The 23,441-nt window shown below is 59.1% G+C and carries 20 protein-coding genes; 5 read left to right on the top strand and 15 right to left on the bottom strand.

Features of this window, described 5'->3' with window-relative positions; genetic code table 11:
* The first annotated feature begins 65 nt into the window (after window positions 1-65).
* Window positions 66-1,013 (top strand): non-homologous end-joining DNA ligase, encoded by a 948-nt coding sequence (gene ligD, locus V1278_RS09715; RefSeq protein ID WP_334380516.1) that lies wholly within the window; start codon window positions 66-68, stop codon window positions 1,011-1,013.
* A gap of 84 nt (window positions 1,014-1,097) precedes the next feature.
* Here ligD and V1278_RS09710 read toward each other — a convergent pair whose 3' ends face one another.
* From V1278_RS09710 to ku, 3 genes are all read right to left on the bottom strand, one after another.
* On the bottom strand, window positions 1,098-1,562 hold the full coding sequence (locus V1278_RS09710; RefSeq protein WP_334380515.1) for a metallophosphoesterase family protein: 465 nt from the start codon (window positions 1,560-1,562) through the stop codon (window positions 1,098-1,100).
* Entirely contained in the window at window positions 1,559-2,062 is a 504-nt protein-coding gene (locus V1278_RS09705; protein ID WP_334380514.1) for an NUDIX domain-containing protein, read from the bottom strand. Before V1278_RS09705 ends, V1278_RS09710 begins: the two co-directional genes overlap by 4 nt.
* A 62-nt stretch (window positions 2,063-2,124) precedes the next feature.
* Complete coding sequence (gene ku, locus V1278_RS09700) at window positions 2,125-3,054, bottom strand: non-homologous end joining protein Ku (RefSeq protein ID WP_334380513.1); 930 nt, start codon at window positions 3,052-3,054, stop codon at window positions 2,125-2,127.
* A gap of 439 nt (window positions 3,055-3,493) precedes the next feature.
* Here ku and V1278_RS09690 point away from each other — a divergent pair, with 439 nt between their 5' ends.
* Together V1278_RS09690 and V1278_RS09685 are read left to right on the top strand one after the other, a co-directional pair.
* Entirely contained in the window at window positions 3,494-3,670 is a 177-nt protein-coding gene (locus tag V1278_RS09690) for a hypothetical protein (RefSeq protein WP_334380512.1), read from the top strand.
* Window positions 3,667-6,114: an AAA family ATPase gene (locus V1278_RS09685; RefSeq protein ID WP_334380511.1), complete on the top strand. Its 2,448-nt coding sequence runs from the start codon at window positions 3,667-3,669 to the stop codon at window positions 6,112-6,114. The genes V1278_RS09690 and V1278_RS09685 overlap by 4 nt, the downstream gene beginning before the upstream one ends.
* A 567-nt stretch (window positions 6,115-6,681) precedes the next feature.
* Here V1278_RS09685 and V1278_RS09680 read toward each other — a convergent pair.
* From V1278_RS09680 to V1278_RS09655, 6 genes are all read right to left on the bottom strand, one after another.
* Window positions 6,682-6,843, bottom strand: coding sequence for a hypothetical protein (locus V1278_RS09680; protein WP_334380510.1), 162 nt, complete (start codon window positions 6,841-6,843; stop codon window positions 6,682-6,684).
* Between the two features lie 103 nt (window positions 6,844-6,946).
* Window positions 6,947-7,165, bottom strand: a complete 219-nt coding sequence (locus V1278_RS09675; protein ID WP_334380509.1) for a hypothetical protein — start codon at window positions 7,163-7,165, stop codon at window positions 6,947-6,949.
* A gap of 76 nt (window positions 7,166-7,241) precedes the next feature.
* Window positions 7,242-7,985 (bottom strand): Qat anti-phage system TatD family nuclease QatD, encoded by a 744-nt coding sequence (gene qatD, locus V1278_RS09670; RefSeq protein WP_334380508.1) that lies wholly within the window; start codon window positions 7,983-7,985, stop codon window positions 7,242-7,244.
* On the bottom strand, window positions 7,982-9,283 hold the full coding sequence (gene qatC, locus V1278_RS09665; RefSeq protein ID WP_334380507.1) for a Qat anti-phage system QueC-like protein QatC: 1,302 nt from the start codon (window positions 9,281-9,283) through the stop codon (window positions 7,982-7,984). The genes qatD and qatC overlap by 4 nt, the downstream gene beginning before the upstream one ends.
* Entirely contained in the window at window positions 9,280-10,041 is a 762-nt protein-coding gene (locus V1278_RS09660) for a hypothetical protein (protein WP_334380506.1), read from the bottom strand. Before V1278_RS09660 ends, qatC begins: the two co-directional genes overlap by 4 nt.
* Window positions 10,042-10,044: 3 nt before the next feature.
* Window positions 10,045-12,087 (bottom strand): KAP family P-loop NTPase fold protein, encoded by a 2,043-nt coding sequence (locus V1278_RS09655; protein ID WP_334380505.1) that lies wholly within the window; start codon window positions 12,085-12,087, stop codon window positions 10,045-10,047.
* 566 nt (window positions 12,088-12,653) lie between these two features.
* Here V1278_RS09655 and V1278_RS09650 point away from each other — a divergent pair.
* Window positions 12,654-12,914, top strand: a complete 261-nt coding sequence (locus V1278_RS09650) for a pyocin activator PrtN family protein (RefSeq protein ID WP_334380504.1) — start codon at window positions 12,654-12,656, stop codon at window positions 12,912-12,914.
* A 1,788-nt stretch (window positions 12,915-14,702) separates the two neighbouring features.
* Here the strand turns inward: V1278_RS09650 and V1278_RS09645 are convergent.
* The 5 genes from V1278_RS09645 to V1278_RS09625 form a co-directional block, all read right to left on the bottom strand.
* Window positions 14,703-15,710, bottom strand: coding sequence for a Bug family tripartite tricarboxylate transporter substrate binding protein (locus V1278_RS09645; RefSeq protein ID WP_334380503.1), 1,008 nt, complete (start codon window positions 15,708-15,710; stop codon window positions 14,703-14,705).
* 141 nt (window positions 15,711-15,851) lie between these two features.
* Window positions 15,852-17,492 carry a thiamine pyrophosphate-binding protein gene (locus V1278_RS09640; protein ID WP_334380502.1) on the bottom strand — a complete coding sequence of 547 codons (1,641 nt, stop codon included), beginning with the start codon at window positions 17,490-17,492 and terminating at the stop codon, window positions 15,852-15,854.
* A 146-nt stretch (window positions 17,493-17,638) separates the two neighbouring features.
* Window positions 17,639-18,631 carry a Bug family tripartite tricarboxylate transporter substrate binding protein gene (locus tag V1278_RS09635; RefSeq protein ID WP_334380501.1) on the bottom strand — a complete coding sequence of 331 codons (993 nt, stop codon included), beginning with the start codon at window positions 18,629-18,631 and terminating at the stop codon, window positions 17,639-17,641.
* A gap of 83 nt (window positions 18,632-18,714) precedes the next feature.
* Window positions 18,715-19,587, bottom strand: coding sequence for a tripartite tricarboxylate transporter substrate-binding protein (locus V1278_RS09630; protein WP_334380500.1), 873 nt, complete (start codon window positions 19,585-19,587; stop codon window positions 18,715-18,717).
* A 217-nt stretch (window positions 19,588-19,804) separates the two neighbouring features.
* Entirely contained in the window at window positions 19,805-21,079 is a 1,275-nt protein-coding gene (locus tag V1278_RS09625; RefSeq protein ID WP_334380498.1) for a CaiB/BaiF CoA transferase family protein, read from the bottom strand.
* Between the two features lie 120 nt (window positions 21,080-21,199).
* On the opposite strand from V1278_RS09625, the gene V1278_RS09620 reads away from it, so the two are divergent.
* The gene (locus V1278_RS09620) at window positions 21,200-22,162 is read left to right on the top strand and encodes a LysR substrate-binding domain-containing protein (protein WP_334380497.1); all 963 of its coding nucleotides are present in this window, start codon (window positions 21,200-21,202) and stop codon (window positions 22,160-22,162) included.
* Here the strand turns inward: V1278_RS09620 and V1278_RS09615 are convergent.
* Window positions 22,159-23,409, bottom strand: a complete 1,251-nt coding sequence (locus tag V1278_RS09615; RefSeq protein WP_334380496.1) for a CaiB/BaiF CoA transferase family protein — start codon at window positions 23,407-23,409, stop codon at window positions 22,159-22,161. The two genes, V1278_RS09620 and V1278_RS09615, sit on opposite strands and share 4 nt — an antisense overlap.
* Window positions 23,410-23,441 lie beyond the last annotated feature (32 nt).

Raw genomic sequence — 23,441 nt, 5'->3', positions numbered from 1 at the left:
GCGTTCCCTCATTCTTGAAGGACGTCCATGCTTTACGCAACGCGCTCTGAAGGATTGGCCTTTGAATGAGCCGGACGTCGACCCTGCCCAAGCGCTTACAGCCGATGCTCGCTACGCTCACCGACGCGCCGTTCAACGACCCCGGCTGGGTTTTCGAGGACAAGTACGACGGCTTCCGGATGATCGCGGAAATCCGGCAGGGCAAGGTTGCACTCTACAGCCGCAACGGCAAGATCATCAGCCGCAGCTATATCGAGGTCGCCAAAGCGCTGGAGGGCGTGAAGGGCGACGCCGTGATCGACGGCGAGCTCGTCGCCATCGGAAAGGATGGCGTCTCGCATTTCCAGCTGCTTCAAAATGCGCTGCGCCATGAAGCGAAGCTCCTGTATTGCGCCTTCGATCTCATGTTCGAGAACGCAGTGGACTTGCGCAAGCAGCCCCTCCTCGAGCGCAAGAAGCGGCTGAAAGCGATTCTGCCGCGCGACAAGCTGATCGCCTTCAGCCCTCACCGCAAAGGAGACGGCACGAAATTCTTCGCCGAGGCCGAGCGGAAGGGTCTGGAAGGCCTCATGGCGAAGCGCGCCGACAGCGCGTATACGTCTGGAAGCCGGACCCCGGATTGGCTGAAGATCAAGACGGCAAAGCGACAGGAAGTGGTGATCGCCGGCTTCACGGCGCCCAGGCGCACCAGGCCGTTCTTCGGCGCCCTGGTCCTCGCCGTATGGGAAGACGATGCATGGCGCTACATCGGACATGTCGGCACTGGTTTCAGCCACAAGGTCCTGGAAGACCTCCATGCCAAGCTCGTGAAGCTGACGACCCCTAAATCACCCTTCCCTGCCAAAGTGAAGGATGAGGCCGCCACGACCTGGGTCAGGCCCTCGTTGGTTGCCGAGGTCAAATTCGCGGAGTGGACGAGTAAGGGCGAACTGCGCCAGCCCGTCTACCTCGGGCTCAGGTCCGACAAGCGGGCGAAGGATGTCGTGCGCGAGCGAGAACGTCCGCGCAAATAGCGCTTCCCTTCGGGCGTAACCGGCAAACGGAACGAATTAACGCATTCGCCTCCTCCGCTGCGAATTCCCTGCGCGGTGGTACGCTCAGTCGCCTTCAAGGTCGTGGATTTCCGCTCGCATGCCGTCAGGCGTGACTTCAAGCGTCGCAAGCGCGATCAGCAGCCTGAAGCGCCGCGGTCCCGCGCTGCCAGGATTTAGGTAGAGAACGCCACCGACGGTGTCGATCTTCGGCACGTGGGAATGCCCGGAGACGATGACGTCGATGCCGGCGCCAGTATCGGCCTTCAGCGTCCTCAGGTCGTGCAGAACGTAGATCGACTTTCCCGCCAAGCGCACGAGTTTCGTGTCGGGGTATTCGCGGGCCCACTCGCCACTATCCACGTTTCCACGGATGGCGGTGACAGGCGCGATCCGGCGAAGCGCGTCGATGATCTCGGGCCGCCCGATGTCGCCGGCATGAATGATGTGATCGACGCCCGTCAGGCCTCGTTCCGCCTCCGGCCTCAACAGGCCGTGCGTGTCCGAAATGATTCCAATCCTGAACGTCATTTCCCGGCGCTCTCAACCGCGATCGCCAAAAGACGATCGAGGAGCTCTACCTGCCCGGACAGCATCTTCGTCCGCGCGAACTCGATATCGAACCATTCCGCGCGGTCGACTTCGGGAAAGCTCTGCCGTCGACCGCTCCGGGGCGGCCATTCGATATCGAAGGTATTGCTGGTCAGCGCCGCCGGGTCAAAATGGCCCTCGCCGGCGAATGCGATGACGCGCTTCCCTCCTCGCTGCCGGATTTCCCCCAGCGGCTGGAGGGGACCAATCGAAGCGCTGGGGCCGAGTTCTTCGGCAAACTCGCGCCGCGCGACCTGCTCCGGAGCATCTGCGGCATCGATTTCGCCCTTCGGAATAGACCAGGCGCCGTTATCCTTCTTACGCCAGAACGGACCGCCCGGATGAACGAGCAGAACCTCGAGCTCGCGAGCGCCCTTGCGGTAGGCGAGAATGCCCGCGCTCAAGGTTGATCTCCTGGAAGTCTTTTTCAGCGCAGCCATATCGCTCCCTGCCGCGGATCGAAGTAACGGCCGTCTGGCATCACTGGTTGCTTCAGGACACGCTAGGCTGACTTCCGCTGCGGTTTGGCCGCCGGCTTCTTCGCGGCCTCCTTGACCGGTTTCTTGCCGGGAATCGGCATCAGCATTTCCTTCTGCCCGGCCGCCGCCTTGCGGGCCTTCTTGGCTGACTTCTTCGGCGCCTCTGTCGCTGCCGCCGTGCCTCCCCCGATGCTCTTCCGCAGAGCGTCCATCAGGTCGACCACGTTCTCACCGCGGGGACGCGCTTTCGCGGTGATGGGTTTACCGGCGCGCTTCTGGTTGATGAGATCGATGAGAGCGGTTTCGTATTGGTCTTCGAATTTGTCCGGCTCGAAATGGCCCGCCTTTTGATTAACGATGTGCTTGGCGAGATCGAGCATGTCCTTGGTGACTTTGACGTCCTGGATGTCGTCGAAATACTCATCCGCGGCGCGGACTTCGTAGGGATAACGCAGCAGCGTCCCCATCAACCCTTTGTCGAGCGGCTCCAGTGCGATGATGTGCTCGCGATTGGTCAGGACCACCCGGCCAATCGCGACCTTGTTCATCTCGCGGATGGTTTCGCGAATGACGGCGAAAGCGTCGTGTCCCACCTTGCCGTCGGGGCGCAGATAATAAGGCCGGATGAGATATCGCGGATCTATCTCGCTGCGGTCGACGAACTCGTCGATCTCGATCGTTCGCGTCGATTCCAGCGCGACGTTCTCGAGCTCCTCCTTCGTCACCTCGATGAATGTGTCGGTATCGACCTTGTAGCCCTTGACGATGTCCTCGTTGTCGACCTCCTCGCCGGTATCAGCGTCCACCTTGGCGTACTTGATGCGGTGACCGGTCTTCCGGTTGAGCTGGTTGAAGGAGACCTTTTCGGATTCCGAGGTGGCCGGATAGAGCGCTACCGGACAGGTGACGAGGGAAAGACGCAGGAAGCCTTTCCAGTTAGCGCGGGGGGCCATCGCGGGGGAACTCCATTACTGGTGCCGGATTCAAGACGAACGACCCGGCTTGGTTCCGACACCGCGCCCCTTCCAACAGGATGATTTTTTCTCGATCAGGGTCCGAGCGGACCGACATTTGTTCTTGTTATGTTCTAATTCGGAATGACCGATCGACCCGCGAGCTGGCGCATGCCGACCCCGAAACAGATGGAAAAGCTGGCCGCAGAAGCCGCGCGGATGCGACGCCCTCCTCTGTGCCCCCCAGATGCGCCCCTCCCGGCGGAATACTGGGAATCGGTTCTCAAAGACCCTCGCGCCAACGCGACCGGAGCCCAGAAGCGGCAGCGACGTCTTTCGGAAATTCAACTAGCGGACGCCGCATCATCGAATGGCGGCAGAACCTGTCCGAGATATCTTTTCAGTAGCGGTAAAACCTACGAATCGCCGAGATTGGCTCATGAGCACGTTGCAGAAGACGATTGCAGACAAGTTCCTCGCCAAATTGGCCGAGGATGAGGACTTCGATTCAAAAAAAATCGAGCAGATTACCGATCTCTTGGCGGCCGATAAGAAGCCTAAGGCCGACGATTTCGCCAAGGTGTTCGCGTCTGATGACGCCGGCGACATCGAATGATCAAGCTCGAGAGCGCCCATATCGAAGAGGTACGTGGTATCCGAAAGCTGGATATCACATTCGGCAAGGATACGTTCTCGGTATCCGGCCCCAATGGATCGGGTAAGAGCGGCGTGATCGATGCAATCGAGTTCGCGCTCACAGGCAAGATGAGTCGTCTGACCGGTGCGGGTACCAAGGGCCTGTCCGTGGCCGAGCATGGGCCCCATGTCGATAAGACCAAATTTCCGGACGCGGCCTTCGTCAGCCTGACCGTTCATTTTCAGGAACTTGGGAAGACGGCGACCATCACGCGCAAAGTTTCCGCTCCAAAAAAGCCGACGATCAATCCCAACGAACCCAATATCCGGGCGGCCTTCGACGAAATCGCCGGGCATCCCGAAATTACGCTGTCGCGCCGCGACATTCTGCGCTTCATCCTGATCGAACCCACCAAACGGTCAGAAGAGATTCAGGCGATCTTGAAGCTTGACGAGATCGGGCAGACGCGCGCAGCCCTGAACACTGCTGCCAACAGACTTCAATCCGCACACAAGCTCGCGGCGACACAGGTCGATAGCTGTCGGGACACGCTGCAGCGGCACCTGCAAATTGCGGAATTCCGCGCGCCTGACCTCCTCAGCGCGGTCAATGCGCGGCGAAAGGCTCTCGGGCTGCCGGAGATCGCGACGCTTGCAGCGGATACTATGCTTGATACGGGACTTTCCGGCGGCGATAAACTGCCAGAGTTCAACAAGGCATCCCAATTGCGCGATCTTGAAGCCCTTTCCGGCGCCTTGGAAAAGATTGGGCCTGCCGGCGCAGAACCCGCCACAGTCATTCTGGCAGCAATCGCCCGTCTTGAAGCCGATCCCTCGCTCCTGGATGCATTTCAGCGCCGCGCTCTGATCGAGAAAGGGCTTGAACTGTTGGACGGCGCCGAGTGTCCACTCTGTGATCGCTCTTGGGATGATGAAGATCACCTGCGCAAGCATCTGGAAACGAAGCTGTCGAAATCTGGAGAAGCCGCCAAGCTTCAGGCCGAGATGCTCGGCGCCGGTTCAACGCTCGCACAATACAGCGCCCGGCTGGGCGGGCTCATTGCGCCAGTTGTCAAAATCGCAGCCGGGCACAATGATGCCGCCCGCCTGCTGCTCGATCGCTGGGCGCAAGATCTTGAGACCTTCAAAGGCGGTCTATCCGACCTGCAGGGCCTTGTCGGCATGAAATCGCGGCTTGAACGCGGCTGGCATGGTCTACCGGGTCAGCTCGCCGCAATGCTCGTTGCTATTAGGGCCGCCGTGGACGCGAAACCTGACCAGACAGCCCATGTAGATGCGCATACCTTTCTTACGACGGCACAGTTGCGCCTCGATGATTATCGCGAGGCGATGCGTAAAGGTACCGCAGCCCAGAAAGCAGCCAGACTCGGCAAAGCAGCTTACGACGTCTACTGCGATGTCATGGAGACCGAACTCAATGCGCTCTATGACAGCGTCGAAAAGGACTTCAGCACTTACTATAAGGCGGTCAACGAAGACGACGAAGGGAAATTCACGGCAAAGCTCAGCCCGAGCGAGGGCAAGCTGGACTTCAACGTCAATTTTTACGAGCGCGGCTTGTTTCCGCCGGGCGCCTATCACAGTGAAGGCCATCAGGACGGGATGGGCGTGTGCCTTTATCTGGCACTCATGAAGCGTCTGTTCGGCGATCGCTTCACGCTTGCATTGCTCGACGACGTGGTCATGTCCGTCGACTCCGGACATCGCTATCAATTCTGCAAGCTGCTTAAATCATATTTCCCCAATACCCAGTTCATCATTACGACTCACGACCGCCTTTGGGCGGAGCAGATGCGCTCGGCTGGCCTGGTCACCACCAAGACATCGCTCGCATTTCACAGCTGGACCGTTGATGCAGGTCCGCTTGTCGAATCAAATGAAGAAATCTGGGACGAAATCGCGGCCGCACTTTCGCGCGGCAAGGTCGAAACCGCCGCCCATGGATTGCGGCATCATCTTGAATATGCGTCTCGGCACTTGGCAGACCAACTGGCGGCGCGGCCTGCGTTCCGCAGCGACGGAAATTACGAGCTCGGTGAACTCCTACCCAGCGTCCTGGTTCGCATGAAAGAACTCTGCGGCAAAGCTGCGGATGCCGGCCATTCTTGGGGCAATACCGCGGCAAAGGAGGAAGCTCTTAGCCGCAAGACGGCGCTATCCGAGTCAAACGGCGCACGCAGCGTTGAGCAGTGGGCCGTTAATAAGGCGGTGCATTACAACGAATGGGCCAATTTCGGCAAAAAGGATTTTGAACCCGTCATCGCCGCGTTCAAGAGCCTGCTCGAATGCTTTCGCTGCGATGACTGTGGCTCGTGGCTTTACGCTTCGCCCAAACCAATCCCCGAGTCTCTGCGTTGCGCCTGCAACAAGGTGACCCTAAATCTCAAATCGAAGCCCAAGTAGACGCGCATTTTTCGTAAGATACATTATCGCTCTCGCAATTCTCTATCTGGAACAATCACTACGGACACCAAACCTTCACTTGCTCAAGACTTGCGATTGACCAAAAGGTGATCGGCTTTCGGAGCAGCACCATGGTCGATAACCTCGTGGCTGAGCTCAAGCAGAAATATGAAGAAGACTTTCTAGCGCGTGCAGCAGCGGCGAGACTGACGGACGGAAACAAGACGGTGGCGTGAACCAAAGGCGTTTTCAGGCAGATCGAAAACACCGTAAACGACCTGCGCTCTGCCGAATTCGCTACGTTCGACCGGCACATCAAAAAGCTGTCGCGCCTGCTTCATTCGGAAACGCTCTAACCGATTTCGAGCGCTCTGATTGCGGATGTCGATCTTGATGCCTGGATCAAGTCAGGAGAAGCGACACAAGGCGGCATGGTCGGTAGCGCCACGCTCGAATGGCCGAGCGACCCGCAGAAAGAGATCCGCGATCAAGTCGGCCGCGAAGATCGGGCGACTCAATAGCAAGGTTGAGCAACGCGGGACGCTGCGGCAATTCGTTGATCAACTATCAAAAGAACTGCTGAGGTTCATGGAAGGCAGACGACACATCGGGCAGCGCTTGCAGGATCATTTCCAGCACCGCCAGCGAATCCGTCATCAATTGCCTGTCACGCGCGCGGTTGGACGGAAACATCTTGTGCCGTGAAAGAGATTGTTCCGGACGCGCCATGTTGCACCGATCAAGTCCGACGTGTTCGCGATCGGAGCGGGCTGCCCGCCGAATTCCACTCCTCCATCGCCATTGACAATGAAGTGCTTGGGCGGGATCGCAATCAGAGTTCCGCAACCTGCGCCTCGTGAACGGCAGGGAAAAACTCAGATCCGAGGCGGCCGATAAGATTGGGCTGGCCGATCTGCGCGACGTCTCCCTCCACCGTGAATCGAAGCAAGCGGCACTGTTTCAGCGCAAACTCCATCCGAGCGAAGGTCGCGAAGAACTGGAGCGTGAGGTCTGGCGGAAGCCCGTTCAGGAGTTTTTCGATCGTCAGCATATGAGCTCGTAACCCCTCTGCGCCTCTGCAATTCGACCTTCGATCCGGCCCGCCATCTCACGGCGTTGAGACCATTTCAGGTCGTACCCGGGACGCGCGTCAAAAGCTCTTTCAGGTTTTGCTTGATCTGCGCCGCGGCCTCCGCCTCGGTCACCGACCATACAGCGGCAAGCTCCGCGGCAGCCACCCGCGCGTCGGCCGGCGTCAAGGGCCGCTTGCCGCTCCGTGCGAACGGCCCGTCTGTTTCAGTCAATATCCGTCCCCGGGGCATTTGAGTCGCAAGAGCTCTGCCTTTCTCGGTCCGCAGCATGGCAGGACCGACAGAGAACCAGCAATCAAGGGTGATAGCTGTTTTCAACTGGGTTCGGGACCCCGAGAACCAATGCAAGACCGCAGTCGGCCCGCACCCGTGCTTTCGAAGGCTAGTTAGCACCGCATCTGCAGCGCCTCTGCTGTGGATGGTATAGATGCGGCCTCCGCGGTCTTGCGCAGAAGCAAGGATCCGGTCGAAAACTTTGAGCTGGACCTCCGCATGCGATCGATGGGCGGGTGATCCATCGAGCCCAATTTCGCCAATGTAGCGCGTTTCATCGAGCAGCCGTTCCAGGAGCGAGACTTCGTTAAATCGTTCGTGCGCGAGTTCGGGATGAAGGCCGAGGGCCGTTCGGATGAAGCGCTTTCCCTTCGCAAGCGCCGCCGTCTTCGGCCAGGCTTTGGGCGTTGTCGTCACCGACAAGACGTAGATGCCAGCTTTCTCGCAATCCGCCGCCAGCTGCTGTGGATCATCGAAGAGATCGAGATGGCAGTGGAAGTCAATCAAACGGCGAATCCTTCGGAAGCTAGATAACGGCGAAGTTCATCCATCCCGCGCTCTGCAACATCAACGTAAGCTTGTCTTTCGTTTGCGCCAGTAGGTAGCGGCCCAGCGCTCATGACATGGCGCTCCGCATTGCCGCCCCGGATGAGAGCCGCTTGTACCGCGATCAAATCATCCCGGCCATCCTCATCTGTCATGACAACCTGCAGATCAGGGTATTGGTAGTCCGTACCATCGACCACACCTGCGGCATAAAGGGAGGCACGGCGTATTAGACAGGGAACGCACCGGCCGCATTGCTGGTTGCGTCGCTTCCACTTGCCGCAGGACACGGTTTCTGAGGCGAACTGCGAAAACGCTTTTTGAGCGGCATGAGGAGCCGCCATCTCGCCCTTGGTGGCGTGTCTATAGGGATTGGACACTGCAACTGGAATGCCGGCTCCGTCGAGCAGAGCTTGGACGCTGCCGAGGAAATGCGGGTGCGCTGTTCTCGTGCTGTGCGATCCCATTCGGCGAGGCGTCAACGGCGGATTCAACGCGATCAAGCCGTTCTCGCAAACGAAAAGGTCTGCCTTCTGCACCCGGCGATATCGAGCGACCGCCTCGGCAGCCAAGGTGCCGAGAGCCAGGAACTGGAAGCTCCTTGTCCGTTGACTGTCATCGTCTGCTCCTGCCCAAGTCGGGTAGCTGTTGACCGACATGCGTTCGCATGTGCTTGGCAGGAGGCTGGCTACGATATCCTGTTTATCGGCATCGCCTTTCGATGCGTGGCTAACGAGAAGCGGCCGGGTGCCGCGCGCGAGCAGGTCGAGCGTGCCGATCGCGCTGTCCAAGCCGCCCGAGAAGAGCGCCACGCAATCAACTCTCGCAAGGTTGATCACGCGGTTGCGGCTTCTGATCTCCGATATAGGAGGCGGGTCCATTCCACCGCTTGTAAACTCGAAGTGCCATAGATCGGAGCTAAGAAACCGAAGCGTTGCCTCCAGCTGTGCCTTGAGAGGCATCCACCTGTCCGGCTCACACAGCGGGAGATGCATTTCAAAGGTTCGTCGCCATCCGTCCGGTTCGTCCGCACGAAGGATGAATGTGTCCGCTGCGGTCACCGCCATAGCGATGGACAGAAAGTCCATTGCCGCCCGGCTCGGCTGTAGCGAGAGACGTGTGGCCGCGTCATACGCGCGTGCGCCGACGGTGCCGACATGTTCGTAGGGAGGACTCGGTCCATATAGCCAGACATGAACATCACCATCCGGCTCGTCGGGAACGGTTTTCTGGTCGATGTGGAATACAAACCGGGTCACGCTTGGCTTTCCCACTCGCGCCACACCTCGTCCATGGCGGCGCGCTCCAGCTTCCGAAACTCCCCCCGCGTTGCGCCGGCAAGACCTTGCGCAACCCGTGGCCCGAAGTGCTTGTCGACAACGACGCGGATCAGCTCGAGAAGGTCGGCTTCCGTCTGCGTGGCATGTGTCGCATCAGGGGCATGGTTCCAGGCATCGCCGGCCGCGTTGGTGATTTCGATGAAGAGAATGCGGCTGAAGAACTCCACCATGATTTGAACCAGCGAGTCGGGCGTGAGCAAGGAAGGATCGAACACGCCAGCCTCCGGCAGGACTTCGGTGATGGCTTCCTGGATCGCGACGGTTATGTGATCGGCGTCGATATTTTCGGGGGCGAGTGCGCGAGCGATTTCTTGCGCGGCGACATTGATTGGCTGTCCTGTCAGCGACGAGAAATTAACGCCGCTCGGTCCTTGACCGGTGCCGCCTGCGCTAATGTCGGCGAGAGTTTGAGCCAGAGTCGCGCCTGAACTGTAGGCCGATCCGAAGCGCCGCGGTCCGACCGCGCTCCCGTGCGTCGCGTCGCGCGCATATTTTCCGAGAGCCGACGAGAGAGTCGCCGTTCCGCCGCCGGCAACCGCTCGCCCGAACTCCGTCCGAAAGCCGCGAAAGCGCTGACCTTCTGGCTCGGGCAGCGGCTTGCCAGGTTCGTCATCAACGCCTGGCGGCACGAGCGGAGACGAGTTTTTTGGACCTTTGCTCGAGCCTGATGTGCCCATGGTCTACGCCTCGTACCACGGCTCACTGGACAACATGTTCCGTAACCACGCCGGTGGTGATGGAATTTCGTGAAGAAAACGCGCGGCGATCTTTGCGGCATCCGGTGACGCACGCGCGAGTAGAACGGCGCCGCGGACATCGGCTCGCACTTTCGACCAGTCCGCGTTCTTGCGCATTTCGGCGACAAGCGCGTCCATGCCGACCACCTCGTGTCCTCCTTTCAGGGCCGTCACGGCCGCAGCGGCAGCCTGTGACGACAGTGTTGGCGTTTTCAGCAGTGTTTCGACCGCGTTAGTGACATGCAGTGGCACGGCTCCAGAGGCGACACGGACCGGGATGGTTTCGCGTGCCAGATAAACGGCCGGCTTCAAATCGATGTCGGCCAATTTGGGCTGAAGGCGGGCCCAATCCGATACGAAAGCGAGATGCGGCTGCCACTTGTCGGGCAATGCCGCTTTGTGTTCTTCGATCGGGTCGCCGTTCTCGATCGCTTGCAGAAATTGAAGTTTTCCACCTGGCGCGGCATTGATGGCGTTGTGCAGCGCCTCGGTCGCCGAAGAATCCACGCAGCGCTCGAACAATGCGAGTTTCGCGATAATGGCCTCGTCGAGCGGCATGCTGCGCTTCCGGGCAATGGCAGCGCGCATGCGAACGACATTGAGGAGCCGCTTCACAATACGTGGATTGCCGAGCACGCGCTCGGAATGTGCAAGCAGTAGGGCCATTCGATCACCCATCTCCAGGGAGCGCCGTAACGCGTCATCGCCCTCCTTGCCGACGCTCTTCAGCACGTCATCGATCTTGAACGGCTCGTCGTGCGTCCATGATTTACGTAGGCGGTCGATCAGGAACGTTCTCAGCTTTTCGCGCAGCGCCTTGTCGGCATATGCGCTCTGGAACAGCAGAAGGGAAAGGTAAGCACGAACTTCTTCGACACCGACGCGCGGGACGCGGACCGGAATCTGGATAAGCTTGTCGAGGTAGTCCGTGACCTGCTTTTCGCCGGGCTCCTTGAAGTGACGGGCCACGGCGTGACGTATCATGTCCTCATCCGCTCCGATCACGAAAGCCGTCTTGGGCATGAAGAGGAAGAGTCGAACCGCCTCAAGAGTGTGGATGGCGTTTTCCGGCAGGCAACGGTCGAGATTGTCGATGAAGACGACGAGAGTCTTGCCGAGACCGTCCAGCACCTCGCCGAAGTCGCCGCGAAAGGCGGCGATCTCCTCCGGCGGCCCCTTCTCCGAGACCCCTTTTAGCAGACCGGATGTCTGCTCCTTGGCATCCGCGCCCGCTTTCTTGATCGCTTCCAGGTCTTCCTTGTCAGCTTTTCCCTCCAGCAGGTCGCGCGCTCCCTCAAGCCCGCGCGTGATCAAGCCGAACGTCGGAACGCCCATCGCGAGCGCGCCTCCTTCGACCATGAGCCCAAGTGCCCGCAGCTTGTTGATCCTGCCGAACAGCGACATCGCTTTCGATGCCAGGGACTTTGGCGCGGCCTTCACAAGTTCGCTGGCGATGACCGACATCAACGCAGCACGCGCGTCATCGAAGTCCTGATAGAGCCAAGCGTCAAAATGGATGATGAGGTATTTGTCCTCGCTTTTGGCAAGCTCATTTGCCACTAACCGAAGCGTGCTCGATTTGCCGACACCCCAGCTTCCGAAGACACCCAGCGACATCGGAAGCAAATCGGGTTTGCCGATCATCTCGGCGATGAGTTCCGCCACCTCTGAATAATTGAGGAAGTCGATATCGGTATCGGTGTCGGCCCACATGAGAAATCCGGAGGTAATGGGAGAATCGCGCCCGGTAAATTTCGGCAATGACCGGGAGCGCGTGTGATAAGGCTTCAACGCGTTGTGATTGAGCAGATAACGACCGCCAAGAAAAGCCTGAATCAAACACTTATGCCCCCAATGTTGGTACTCATGTTGGTAGAGCAGACAAAACGATCCGCCAAACAATAATAATATCAACGTCTTACTTAGCAGATTCAATGCCGGCCAGGGGCAGATCTCGGCAATGAGAGTGCAAGAGAATTCCAGCAAGTGGTTCGCGACAACTGCGACTGAAATCGAACCGCCGACGCCCGCGGGATTCGATGTGAAGGCCTACGCCCTCCGGGGTCGTGGGAATCAGCCCGCTGCGAAAGGCTAAAATTTAGGTGATAAGAGCCCGGGGACGATCGCCCACCCTCCGAACCGCGATCTGGCAACCGCACCAGTTTCGCACCAGAAACGACCTCACCGAAACGCAACAAACGCGATCGAGCGCAGATGAAACCGGAGCAGAATCAACGAAGCTGATCGATAGTCTGCCGCTCATAACGGTCTGGTTGCAGGTTCGAGTCCTGCCGGGCTTACAATGGAAGAGTGGCTCTTTCAGATCACCTGAAATGCCCCCTCAATTTCATGATGCTATTGCCGCCGCACGAGCCGAGCCTCCCTTTATTACGCTAGGAAAGCCAAATACCGCCCCCAACGGAAAAGGATCTGCCAAGGCGGAGAGTTTTCTAATTTGATGCCGGCTGCCGAGCAGCTGAGGCAACATTCGATTGCCAGCGCACAAGATGTGAAAGCACTGCTTGGCCCTGGTCGAAATGGGAAGTGGCTCAATGAACACTGCGTTTCTTTTGATGGCTCAGTATGGAGGTAAGGCCATTATCCCGATTGAGGACGTCTGTCGGGATTATTTTTCACACCTAAATCCGACCAAGCTGGTGCAGAAGATCGGCGCAGGTGAAATAGTAATCCCACTAGTCCGAATAGAAACAAGCCAGAAATGTGCAAAAGGCGTCCATCTTCTGGATCTAGCCAAATATTTGGACGCTCGAGTTGAGGCCGCCAGAAAAGAGATGACAGCTCTAACGATCTAGGTGTCACTCCAGCTCCTCGCTTTTTCGGGGCGACCCAGACAGAGTTGCCACAAACATGACGTGCGCTCTGATTAAGGCGCACGCTATAGCTCCGAGCAAAATTGCCTCACCTCCAAGCTGCTTGCCACTGGCGGCATGGCCCCGTGTCAATCTCGTCACGGATGTTCTCCAGCTGGGCAACAAGCTGTGTCCACGTATCCAGAGGTTCGCTCGCCTGCAACACGCGACGGTGTGACTGCCGTTTACCTTCTTCGAATCACGCAGTATCAATTTTGCAATTGTGGTGTACTCTGTGTTTATGCACGTCGAGGGTCGACTTGCATTGAACCAAATTCTTGGGATTGCGGAGGGCAACGTGGCTAAGAAAGCGAAGAAGGCGAAGAAGGCGAAGAAGACGACCGGCAAGAAGAAAAAGAAGTAGCCGTCGCCGACACCCAGTACCTTCTGAGACACATCAAGGCGCGTGCGCGGCTTTGCCATCGACCAGCCGATGTTGCCGCGGCTTGATGTGGTTCAGTGACGCAAAATCTAAAGCCGGACCACGATGCACATGTGTGCTGAGCGGTCCGGCTTTTCGTTTGGCAAGTGTCTGACTGTGATCACTCTGAAAGAGCGTCAAAAGCCTGCGAACGAATGAATTCCCCTATTGCAGACTATTCAACATCCCGCCGTGAGTGGAGGTAGTGCAGCGTAGCAATCGAGCAAAAGCAGGACGCGCACCGAAAGCGCGCCAGGCAAATACGAAATGGAAGCGATAGCGCTGCCATGCTTTGCATGCAGCGACCGAGCCGCATCAGCAGCTGCCGCCGGGCGGATGGGATATTACCCTGCCCTACGCTGCAGCCGCTCAACAAACGCAGGAGCGCGAAATCGCTTGCTTATCGAAGCTCCGAACTAGCGGCGGTACTTCATTTGGTGCGACATGACCAATCGAGACATGGCTTAAGTGCTCTGATCGCGCTTCGCTTTTCGAGATGTCCCGGTCCAATCCATCATGGGTGCAATGCAAAATCGATGCGATAACATGTTGATGTTATTTCGCTTTATTGTCTCGTCTGGAGCAGTTGATCTTTGGGCCGACACAAATTCAAAGCTGACTGTTAAGGCATTTTCCTTTCACTTCAAGTGCTTACTCGGAGGACTTCTCAGCCCTCTAGAACACTGCACCTCTGCTAGGTGCGGCGTGGCCGTACCTGATGAGCTCGCACAGTACCGCTCTGGTTCGTGCCTCCTCACCAATCCCGCTTGCTTCTGCCACAAAGTAATGTGCCGGTCCGGCCGCGCCTAGGATAGACCGAGTGCCATCGTAGTTTTGGCGGGGATAGCGAAAAAACCGGCGGGTTGCAGTCAGCAAGGTGGTCCTTACGATTGGATGCGCTGCTGGCGAAGGCCTCGGCTTAAGTTCAGCTCGAAGGTTGAGCGTTGCCCTCCGAAGGCAAAGGTCACACGTTCGTATCGTGTCGGGTGCGCCAGATTCTCTTAATTCTGTAGACTGACAAGCGCGCTCCAGGCCGAGATGCAGCTCCGTCAAGGCTTGTGCAAATAACAAATTGTCGCCGACAATTGACGCCGGTTCTCACTGCCGAAGCTGAGTGCATGCGCGTGGTCGGTTGTCCGAAAGGCCTGGTGTCCGCGTCAGAGGGTTAAGTGCAGCACCGCTGCCCACGTCCGCTCTACTTTCGAGAGCTTTGAGCCAGAGGCGGAGTCAAGCGAGCCCGCCTTCGCCAATCCAACCGCTGTCAATTTGAGCAACCGAGCCATTATCTTCCACGACCCAACCCACGACTCTCAATCCACCTTGATGCCGAGTTCGGTCACGGTCTTCGTCCATTCGGCCGTTTCTCGCTTCACGAACTCGACGATGTCCTCGTCCTTTACGTTGGGAATTTCTGCTCCTTGAATTTCCCAGGCGCGCGCAACTGCGGGACTTGTCAAAGAACCTTTGACGATTCCTCTGATCTTGGAAACCAATTCTGGTGGCGTATTCACCGGCGCCCACATCGCATACCAGATCGATGCATCGAGTTCGGGTCCTCCCGCTTCCGTGAAAGCGGGAATATGCGGGAATCGCGGATAGCGCTTGTTGGCAATTAAGGCTATCGCCTTCAGCTTCTTGCCTTCGATCTGCGGAGCGGACGTGCCCATTCCGTCGAACATCATGTCGCAAACCTGCGCAATCAGATCGGTCAGCGCCGGGGCGGTCCCTCGATAGGGTACATGCAGGATGTCCACGCCCGCGCGACGCTTGAACATCTCTCCGATGATGTGCTGCGAGGTGCCGTTGCCCGACGAGCAATAGCTGAGTTTCCCGGGATTGGCCTTTGCTTCGTTGATGATGTCCGCGACAGTGTTGAAACGGGACTCCGCCGGAACAACCAGGACGTTCGGAACGACGGCGGTAATAGCGATCGGGACGAAGTCCTGCTCTATGCGGTAGCCGCGAGTGGGATACACGGCCTCGGACATCGGCTGATGGACGCCGCCGGCCAAAAGAACGGTACCGTCGGCGGGAGACTTCGCGGCCGCGAGCACGCCGACCGTGCCGCCGGCGCCGGCGCGATTTTCTATGATGATCCGATTGGGAAGTTGGTCGCTGAGGGTCGACGCGATAGGCCTCGCGAAACTGTCCACCCCGCCGCCGGGCCCGTACGGCACTATGATTTTGACGATCCTGGTAGGCCACTCTACTACATGTGCGCGCGGCACTTCGGAAAACGACAGGACCGCAAGAACGATGCAGGCAGCAACTTTCAAAGAGGCTCGCACGATGTTTCCTCGCGTGATCTGAATTGACATCGATTTCGGCGGAATCGCCACAGTCGCACGAACTGTGCATCGCCCGGGCGAGAGGTCTAATCGATAGTGCCAATGGGACTATTCAGCGGAATTATGTGCTCCGTCGACCCGTAGCTTAGGGTCGGCGACGCTTCGCAGCGATCAGGTTGCAAGCCGTATCGTGGGAGCCGCAACGCTTTCGGTCATGACGTTGATGAGAGCCGGCTTCCCGCTCGCAAGGGCGCGCTCGATCGCGCCGGGGAGATCGGCGGCACGTTCGACGAGTTCACCGTGCCCGCCAAGCGCTTCGGCGACAAGGTCGTATCGGGCGGGAAGCAAATCCATGTTGTGCATGCGATTCGCGCCGTACGATCTCAACTGAATCTGGCTTTCCGCATTCCAACAACCGTCGTTTCCAACAACGGCCACGAACGGTAGGCGGCATCGAATAGCCGTCTCGAATTCAGAAAGATGAAATCCGAGACTGCCATCGCCGAGGACAGCGAAGATCGGCGCCTTTCGCTCCGCGTACCGAGCGGCAATTGCCAAAGACAGTGAGCTTCCGATCGCACCCGATACGCCGTTCACCATTCGACGTGTACATGGAAGAATGCTCTGTGCCCACTGTCCAATCTCGCCGCCGTCGGAGACCAGCACAGCGTCTTTGTCGCGATCTAGATGGGGTCGCAACACGCGCAGCATCTCGGCCGGGTGAAGTCGCCCGTCTGTCGACGAGGAGACGGTGGCCCATTCCGCAGGTCTGTCGTCCAGCGCCGAGCGGGCCTGTTTGAGCCAATCTGGGCTTCGCCGGGCCGAGCTCGAAGCGCGCGCGATCAACGTCCGGGCCGTAATCTTCGTGTCCGCTACGCACCCGACCAGAACGCGCGCGCCGACCTCATTCATCGCACGCCCGACCATGGCCGCATCCGGATCTACGACGACAAGTCGGACGTCCGGTCGGTAGTGTGGAGCTGCGGCCCACTTGGTGGTGAAGTCCAACGCCTTGCCTAAAAGCACGATGAGATCCACCGATTGGACAAGATCCGCGAACGCGCCCAGAGTTGCATCGGCAGCCCCGCGCGGGCTTTCCAGGATGACCGCCGGTGCGTTGGTCGCAAGTTCCAATTCCTTGAGAAGCGAGCGTCCATCCACGCTCGAGAGCGCGGGCGGCGCAAAGATGATCGGTCGCTCCGACGACGCGATCGCAGAGAGTATCTTATCTGCGGCCTCCGCTTCGATATCTGTTCCTTCAATTGACCCCGTAACTTCTGGCCAAACGACTTCGTCCAGACCGACCGTTTCGTCGAGGAGATCCGAAGGTAAACTGACATGGACCGGTCCGGGGCGCCCTTCCCGGGCCAACCGAAGCGCTTCGCCGATATCCGTTCCGAGTGCAGCGGTCGACTTTGCGGTCCATGACGCTTTGGTCACTGGCTTTGCCATGTCCGCCTGTCTGATCTCCTGGAAGCCGCCTCGCCCCAACTCCCACGTCGCCGCGTGCCCTGAAAGAAGCACCACGGGGGATTCGGCCGCTTGGGCCGCGAACAGCGCTCCCAGCGCATTTACGTGGCCCGGACCGCCGGTCACCATCGCCACGCCCGGCTCGCCGGTGATCCGCCCCCACCCGTCGGCCATATGCACCGCGGCGGCTTCGTGCCTCACGTGGGTCAACTGGATCTTCGTGTCGAGGACGGCATCGAAGATGGACATGATGTGGTTGCCGGACAGCGTGAAGATCCTGCTGCACCCCAAGCGTTCCAGTGACTGTGCGACGATGTCCGCGCCGCGCAACTTAGTCTTCATGACGGTCGCTCTCCCACTCTCTCACGTTTTTCACCAAAGCCTACCGTTCCGTCCATGAATCGACTTCATCGAGAAGCGAGGGATCGATTTCGGTCGCTGCCCGACACGTAGCGGATAATTACTGTTACGGCCCCGATTAGATCAAGCTACTCTGCTTTGAGGCCGGCCGCCTGAATGATCGGCCCCCATTTTGCGATCTCCGCCTTGAGTTGGGCGCCAACTTGATCCGGCGTCGATCCGACTGGCTCCCCGCTAAGCTCGATCAGACGTTGCTGCAGCTCGGGCTCCGCCACCGCCCTCCGAAATTCGCCGCTTAGACGTTCCGTCAGTGCGGGCGGCATATTCGCCGGGCCGAAGACTGCATTCCACGTATACGTTTCGTAGTCGGGGAATCCGGACTCGGCGATGGTGGGAATGTCGGGGAACGAGGCGGACCGCTTCTTCGTGGTGATAGCCAGCGCCCGCGCTGTACCCGACTTGATAAGGGGCGCGGCGCCACTAAGCACATCGAAAAGGATCGGGATCTGCCCACCAACCAGGTCGTTCATGGCCGGCGCGCCGCCGCGGTAAGGCACGTGTTCCATCTGCACACCTGCCAATGTCTTAAACAGTTCACCGGATAAGTTCGGAGGAGTGCCTACGCCCGACGATCCGTAGTTGTACTTTCCAGGATTGGCCTTCAGGAGCGCGATCAATTCTTGGATACTTGTTGCTCGGACTTCCGATGAAACCAGAAGAACGTTCGGCACCGTCACGATCATGGACACAGCGGTGAAATCCGCTACCGGATCGTAGGGCGGCTGCTTTGCCATCAGCGGATTGATCGTGTGGGTCGAAATCGTGCCCATCAATAGCGTCTGGCCATCGGGTTTGGCGCGCGCCACGCGAGTCGCCGCAACAATGCCACCGGCACCGGCGACGTTTTCGATGACGATGGATTGACCGATCTGCTCGGACACTTTGCGCGCGACGTGCCGGCTGATGACATCTGTTGCGCCACCGGCCGCGAACGGGACGATGAGTGTGATCAATCCTTTAGGCAGCTCGGCTTGGGCGCGTGCATTCTTGGGACATACCAATCCCGCAACTGCCCCAGCAGTCGTCGCGCAGAAGCCTCGACGCGTGATGCTTGTCGTCATGGAAGATCCCGATTCTCGATATGAACGCCCGACTTTCCGAGTACGACGCTTGGAGCATCGTACTCGGAGCCACCCGAAAGAGATTACTTGGGGCCCTCTGCAGCGAGGACCTTTTTCCATCTCGCGATTTCGGCCTCGAGCTTTGCCTTCAATCCTGTTGCGCTCGCATCTTCATTTGAGACCACAATCGCACTGAGTTGATTGAAGCGGTCCGAGACGGCTTCGTCCTTGAGCGCGACTTGAAGAGCGGAAGTCAGCTTGCGCGTCACTTCAACAGTTGTTCCCTTCGGAGCATAAATCCCGTGCCAAATTGACAGTTCCAAGTTTCCGAGGCCCGCCTCCTTTACAGAAGGGATATTGGCAAGCGCTGGAATCCGTTGGGCTGTCGTGACGGCATACGCTTTGATTTCGCCGGATTTTATCTGGTTCGTCGTGTTGGTCGTCTGATCGCACATGAAATCGACTTGTTCACCGAGCAGGTCAATCATTGCGGGTCCTGTGCCCTTATAGGGAACGGTGACGGGCTGCGCCCCAGTCTCAGACGCGAAGAGGACCCCGCAGATGTGCGATGCCGTTCCGGCCCCCGCATGCGCATAGGTGATCTTGCTTCCCTGCTTGACGGTGTAATCGATCAATTCCTTCAGGGTATTGGGCTGAAATGACCGTCGGGCCACGATGGTCATCGGCACGTCCGCGACCAGCCCGATGTATTCGAAGGACGTAAGGGGATCTATCGACCCCGGATAGAGGGTTGGCGCCGTCGCCATCCCGATGTGATTGAGGATCAGCGTGTAACCGTTCGGCTCCGATTTGGCGGCCCTCAAGGACCCGATGGTGCCGCCTGCTCCGGCCACGTTTTCGACGATCACGCGCTGCCCCAGATCGCGTCCCATCGCATCGGCAACAACGCGCGCCACGGTATCCGTTGGTCCACCGGCCGCGTAGGGAACGATCATCGTAATTGGACGACTTGGATATGGTTGCGCGGCGGCAGGCCAAACTGCGAAGCACAATGATAAAAGTGCGTAGGCTACTACCCTCCTTGTTGCCTTTCCCCACGACTGTAGCGAACTTTGAGCCTCACTTGATAGGCGGCGGTTGCTCTCGGACGGATAGACCACGATTTGCGTTTCCTTTTGCGGTTGCTTGTTTTTTGACGTTTCCAAACGGCCGTTAGACAATCCCGCTCTTGCTAAGGCCTGCGATCTCCTGCTTCGAGAGCCGGAGAAGCCCTTCGTAGATTTCCGTGTTGTGTTCGCGCGGCATCGGAACGCGAGGATCATGAACGGCGTCCGCCTCGCTGAATTTCAGCGGAAAGCCCGCAGCAAGCGGGCCGGCCGCCGACGGAAGATGCGGATTGCGCACGGGCTGGAGCATGTCGCGGGCACGCAGTTGGTCCCAACCGATGACATCGTCGATCGTCCGGATCGGTCCGCAAGTGATGTCCGCCTCGTCCAATCGGCTGATGATCTCGTCGATGGGCTTGCTCTCCGCCCACCGAGCGACGACGGCATCGACTTGATCGTTATTTTCTATGCGCCAACCCGGATTCATGAACTCGGCAGACTTCAAAAGATCTTGGCGTCCCATGATCTCCAGCAGCTTTGTCCAATCCGCCGTCGTTCCTGCGCCGATCGCTACCGCGCCATCGGCCGTGCGGTAGGTATTGAACGGAGAGAATCTTGCGATCCGATTGCCTTGACGGTGAGCCAAGCCGAGATCGCCATAGCACTCGAAAGGCTCGTCGAAGATGAGCGAAAGCAGGCAGTCGGCCATCGAGACGTCGATGAATTGGCCCACGCCGGTTTCGTGTCTCTGGTAGAGCGCACCGAGAATGCCGGCCATCGCGAACGTTCCCGCGATTCCGTCGGACAACGACGCACCAGTCTTGCTCGGTTGTCCGGCCGGATCTCCCGTGATGCTCATCATCCCGGTCGCCGCCTGGACCATCAAGTCGAAGGCTTTGCGGTGCCGTTCGGGTCCTGTCGCTCCGTACCCGGTAATCGAGCAATAGATCAGTCTCGGATTGACGGCGCGCAGGGTGTCGTAGTCGATCTTCAGTCTGGCCGTGACGCCGACCTTGAAGTTCTCGACGAGCACGTCGGCTTCGCGGACGAGCTTGAGCAGAACTTCGTGCCCCTCTGGCTTCTTCAAGTCGAGGCTGATCGACTTTTTGCCGCGCGTCCGTTTGAGATATGCGATGCCCAGATCCTCAGACGTCCTGCGCTCGAACGCGACCCCTCGGGGGCCGAAATACGGAGGCGCCGTGAACGTCGGGTCTCCTCCTTTCGGCTCGTCGATCTTGATTACTTCCGCGCCCATGCCGGCGAGAAACAGCGTCGCCTGCGGGCCGGACAGAAAACGGCTGAGATCGAGAACGCGCACGCCGCGAAGGATTGGCGGCTTCCGGTCTGCCGACGCGATGGAAGGCGCTCTTTCCGAAATCACGGATCACCCTTGGTCGAAACTCGCTCCGTCTACATTGGCGACGGAGGGTAACCGGAGTCCAATACACATTAGGTCACGTTCGATATGTCTCACGACCGATTTGTTTGATACTCTGTCGATATGAATATCGAACTGCGGCACTTGCGTTATTTCGTGGCGGTCGCCGAGGACCTGCATTTCGGCAAGGCCGCAAACAGGCTCGGCATCTCGCAACCCCCGCTGAGTCAGCAGATTCTCGCGCTCGAACGGGAGATCGGCGCTCGGCTCTTCGAACGCTCGAACCGGCGCGTTGAACTGACGAACGCGGGAGAGAACTTTCTGAAGGAAGCTAAAGAGGTGCTCGAACGGGTGGATGCTGCGGCGATACGCGCCGAGCGGATCCACCGCGGACAGGTAGGCGAACTGAGGGTCGGATTCTTCGGATCCGCCCCGTTCGTGGAAGAATTTCAGAAACTCGTCTTCGACTTCCGCGCCGAGCATTCGGACGTCGATCTGATCCTCGAGGAGATGCCGACCTACCAGCAGGTCGACGCGATCCTCGACGGTCGTCTTGACCTCGGCTTCGTCCGGCCCTTACAGCCCAAGCCCGAGTCGATCCAGTCCGTTGAGATCTCCCGGGAGAAGCTGATGGTCGTCATGCGGAAGGACCATCCGTTGGCCGCTAGGCAAGGCGATCTCTCCGTGGCCGACCTCGCCGATGAGCCCATGGTGCTCTATGCCAGTTCGATCGGTAGCGGGCTGTACCAGAAGATAGTCGATCTTTGTCGCGACTCGGGCTTCGCGCCAAACGTGGCTCAGGCGGCGAACGCGACGCCCACGATGATGGGTCTGGTCGCCGCCGGAATGGGCATCTCGATCCTGCCGGAATCCCTCAAACGGCTCCCGCTTGATGGCCTGAAGTTCGTCCCGCTGCGCGAGCCGAAGGCTCAGACCGCCGTCTGGCTTGCCAAGCGATGGGACGACCGGTCGTCTTTAGTACGACACCTGTTTCAGCGGGGGTCGCGGCTCAAGCCCAAATCCTCGACCGGCTCGGAACCGGCCGAGGGATCGGAAAGGAAGAAGCGAGCACGAAAACCACGTTAGCCGAGCGCGCGGTCTCGCACGAAGACTTTCTTGTCGTGGAGATCGGCGATCTCTTCTTCCGTCAACCCGTATTCGCGTAGAACGTCGGCGTTGTGTTCCCCGAGCCGCGCCGCTGAAAGGCGCGACGGACCCTCCCATCCCGAAAAGCGAACCGGCATCCCGGGCACCTTGAATTCGCCCAGCATCGGATCGACCGCCGAACGCACGGTTTTGCGCTGCTTCAGATGGTCGAGTTCGATGACATCGTTCAGGTCGAGCACGGGGGCCACCGGGATCCGGTGCATCTCGAGCCGCTTCAGGCATTCCTCCCGGGAGCCGACAGAGGCCAACCATCCTTCGAGAATTTCCTTAAGCAAGTCGTTGTTCTTTCGCCTGGCGCTCGCGCTCGCGAACCGAGTATCGTTGAGCAGTTCGGGCATTTCCAAGGCCTGCACCAACTGCGGCCATTGATGGGACAGCGACATCAGGGTGATGTACTGGCCGTCGCCGCACTTGAAGATGCCGGTCGGACCGCCGTCCGGGTGCTGAGAGCCGGTCCGCTTCTGGACGTATCCCTTCCCGAGCCTAGACACGCGGGGAATGCTCGCTTCGTGCATGTGGAAATAGGTGTCGAGCAAGGTGCTCTCGACGAGTTGGCCCTCGCCGGTGCGCTCCCTGTGGAAGAGAGCGGTGACGATCGCCAAGGCGGCCGACACGCCGGTGGAGACGTCGCCGATGGCCATCGCCACCATTGCGGGGCTGCCGTCCGGCTCCCCGATCATGCCGGTCACGCCCGCATAGGCCTGGCCAATGTAGTCGTAGCCGGGCTTCTCGCTGAGGTCGCCCGTCTGACCGGCGAAGGAGATCGAACACATCACTAGACGGGGATTGAGCTTCTTCAGATCTTCGTAGGACATGCCGGCCCGCGCCATAACGCCCGGACTGAAGTTTTCGACGAGCACGTCGGCCTTCGCGATCATGCCCTTGAGGATTCCCCGGGCGCGTTCGTTCTTGAAGTCCAGCGCGATGCCGCGCTTGGAATGGTTGTGCTGGAAGTAATAGGTGCTGTGGGGCGCGGCGTTCTCGGGCGCGTCCTTCGCCTTCACGCCCTGCACGCGCGACCGGTCGCCGTAGGGGGCAAGTTCGACCTTGACGACGTCGGCCCCAAACTCAGCGAGGACGCGCGATGCGGTCGGGCCGGCGACGAACTGGGTGATGTCGATGACCTTGAGGCCGGACAGCATGGGCAAGGTACCGCTCGTCGTCATATCTTGGCGCTCCCGTTCGCTTGTTATGGAAG

The sequence above is a fragment of the Bradyrhizobium sp. AZCC 1577 genome, from assembly GCF_036924575.1.
In the GTDB taxonomy this organism is placed as follows: domain Bacteria; phylum Pseudomonadota; class Alphaproteobacteria; order Rhizobiales; family Xanthobacteraceae; genus Bradyrhizobium.
Note: the sequence above shows the minus strand (reverse complement) of the source record. Positions and strands in the feature narration are given on the sequence as shown.

Excerpts from the sequence above, each read along its gene's own strand:
- ligD (WP_334380516.1), top strand. The coding sequence starts at position 66 with ATGAGCCGGACGTCGACCCTGCCCAAGCGCTTACAGCCGATGCTCGCT.
- V1278_RS09710 (WP_334380515.1), bottom strand. The coding sequence starts at position 1,562 with ATGACGTTCAGGATTGGAATCATTTCGGACACGCACGGCCTGTTGAGG.
- V1278_RS09705 (WP_334380514.1), bottom strand. The coding sequence starts at position 2,062 with ATGGCTGCGCTGAAAAAGACTTCCAGGAGATCAACCTTGAGCGCGGGC.
- ku (WP_334380513.1), bottom strand. The coding sequence starts at position 3,054 with ATGGCCCCCCGCGCTAACTGGAAAGGCTTCCTGCGTCTTTCCCTCGTC.
- V1278_RS09690 (WP_334380512.1), top strand. The coding sequence starts at position 3,494 with ATGAGCACGTTGCAGAAGACGATTGCAGACAAGTTCCTCGCCAAATTG.
- V1278_RS09685 (WP_334380511.1), top strand. The coding sequence starts at position 3,667 with ATGATCAAGCTCGAGAGCGCCCATATCGAAGAGGTACGTGGTATCCGA.
- V1278_RS09680 (WP_334380510.1), bottom strand. The coding sequence starts at position 6,843 with ATGGCGCGTCCGGAACAATCTCTTTCACGGCACAAGATGTTTCCGTCC.
- V1278_RS09675 (WP_334380509.1), bottom strand. The coding sequence starts at position 7,165 with ATGCTGACGATCGAAAAACTCCTGAACGGGCTTCCGCCAGACCTCACG.
- V1278_RS09660 (WP_334380506.1), bottom strand. The coding sequence starts at position 10,041 with ATGGGCACATCAGGCTCGAGCAAAGGTCCAAAAAACTCGTCTCCGCTC.
- V1278_RS09650 (WP_334380504.1), top strand. The coding sequence starts at position 12,654 with ATGAACACTGCGTTTCTTTTGATGGCTCAGTATGGAGGTAAGGCCATT.
- V1278_RS09645 (WP_334380503.1), bottom strand. The coding sequence starts at position 15,710 with ATGTCAATTCAGATCACGCGAGGAAACATCGTGCGAGCCTCTTTGAAA.
- V1278_RS09640 (WP_334380502.1), bottom strand. The coding sequence starts at position 17,492 with ATGAAGACTAAGTTGCGCGGCGCGGACATCGTCGCACAGTCACTGGAA.
- V1278_RS09635 (WP_334380501.1), bottom strand. The coding sequence starts at position 18,631 with ATGACGACAAGCATCACGCGTCGAGGCTTCTGCGCGACGACTGCTGGG.
- V1278_RS09630 (WP_334380500.1), bottom strand. The coding sequence starts at position 19,587 with ATGATCGTTCCCTACGCGGCCGGTGGACCAACGGATACCGTGGCGCGC.
- V1278_RS09620 (WP_334380497.1), top strand. The coding sequence starts at position 21,200 with ATGAATATCGAACTGCGGCACTTGCGTTATTTCGTGGCGGTCGCCGAG.
- V1278_RS09615 (WP_334380496.1), bottom strand. The coding sequence starts at position 23,409 with ATGACGACGAGCGGTACCTTGCCCATGCTGTCCGGCCTCAAGGTCATC.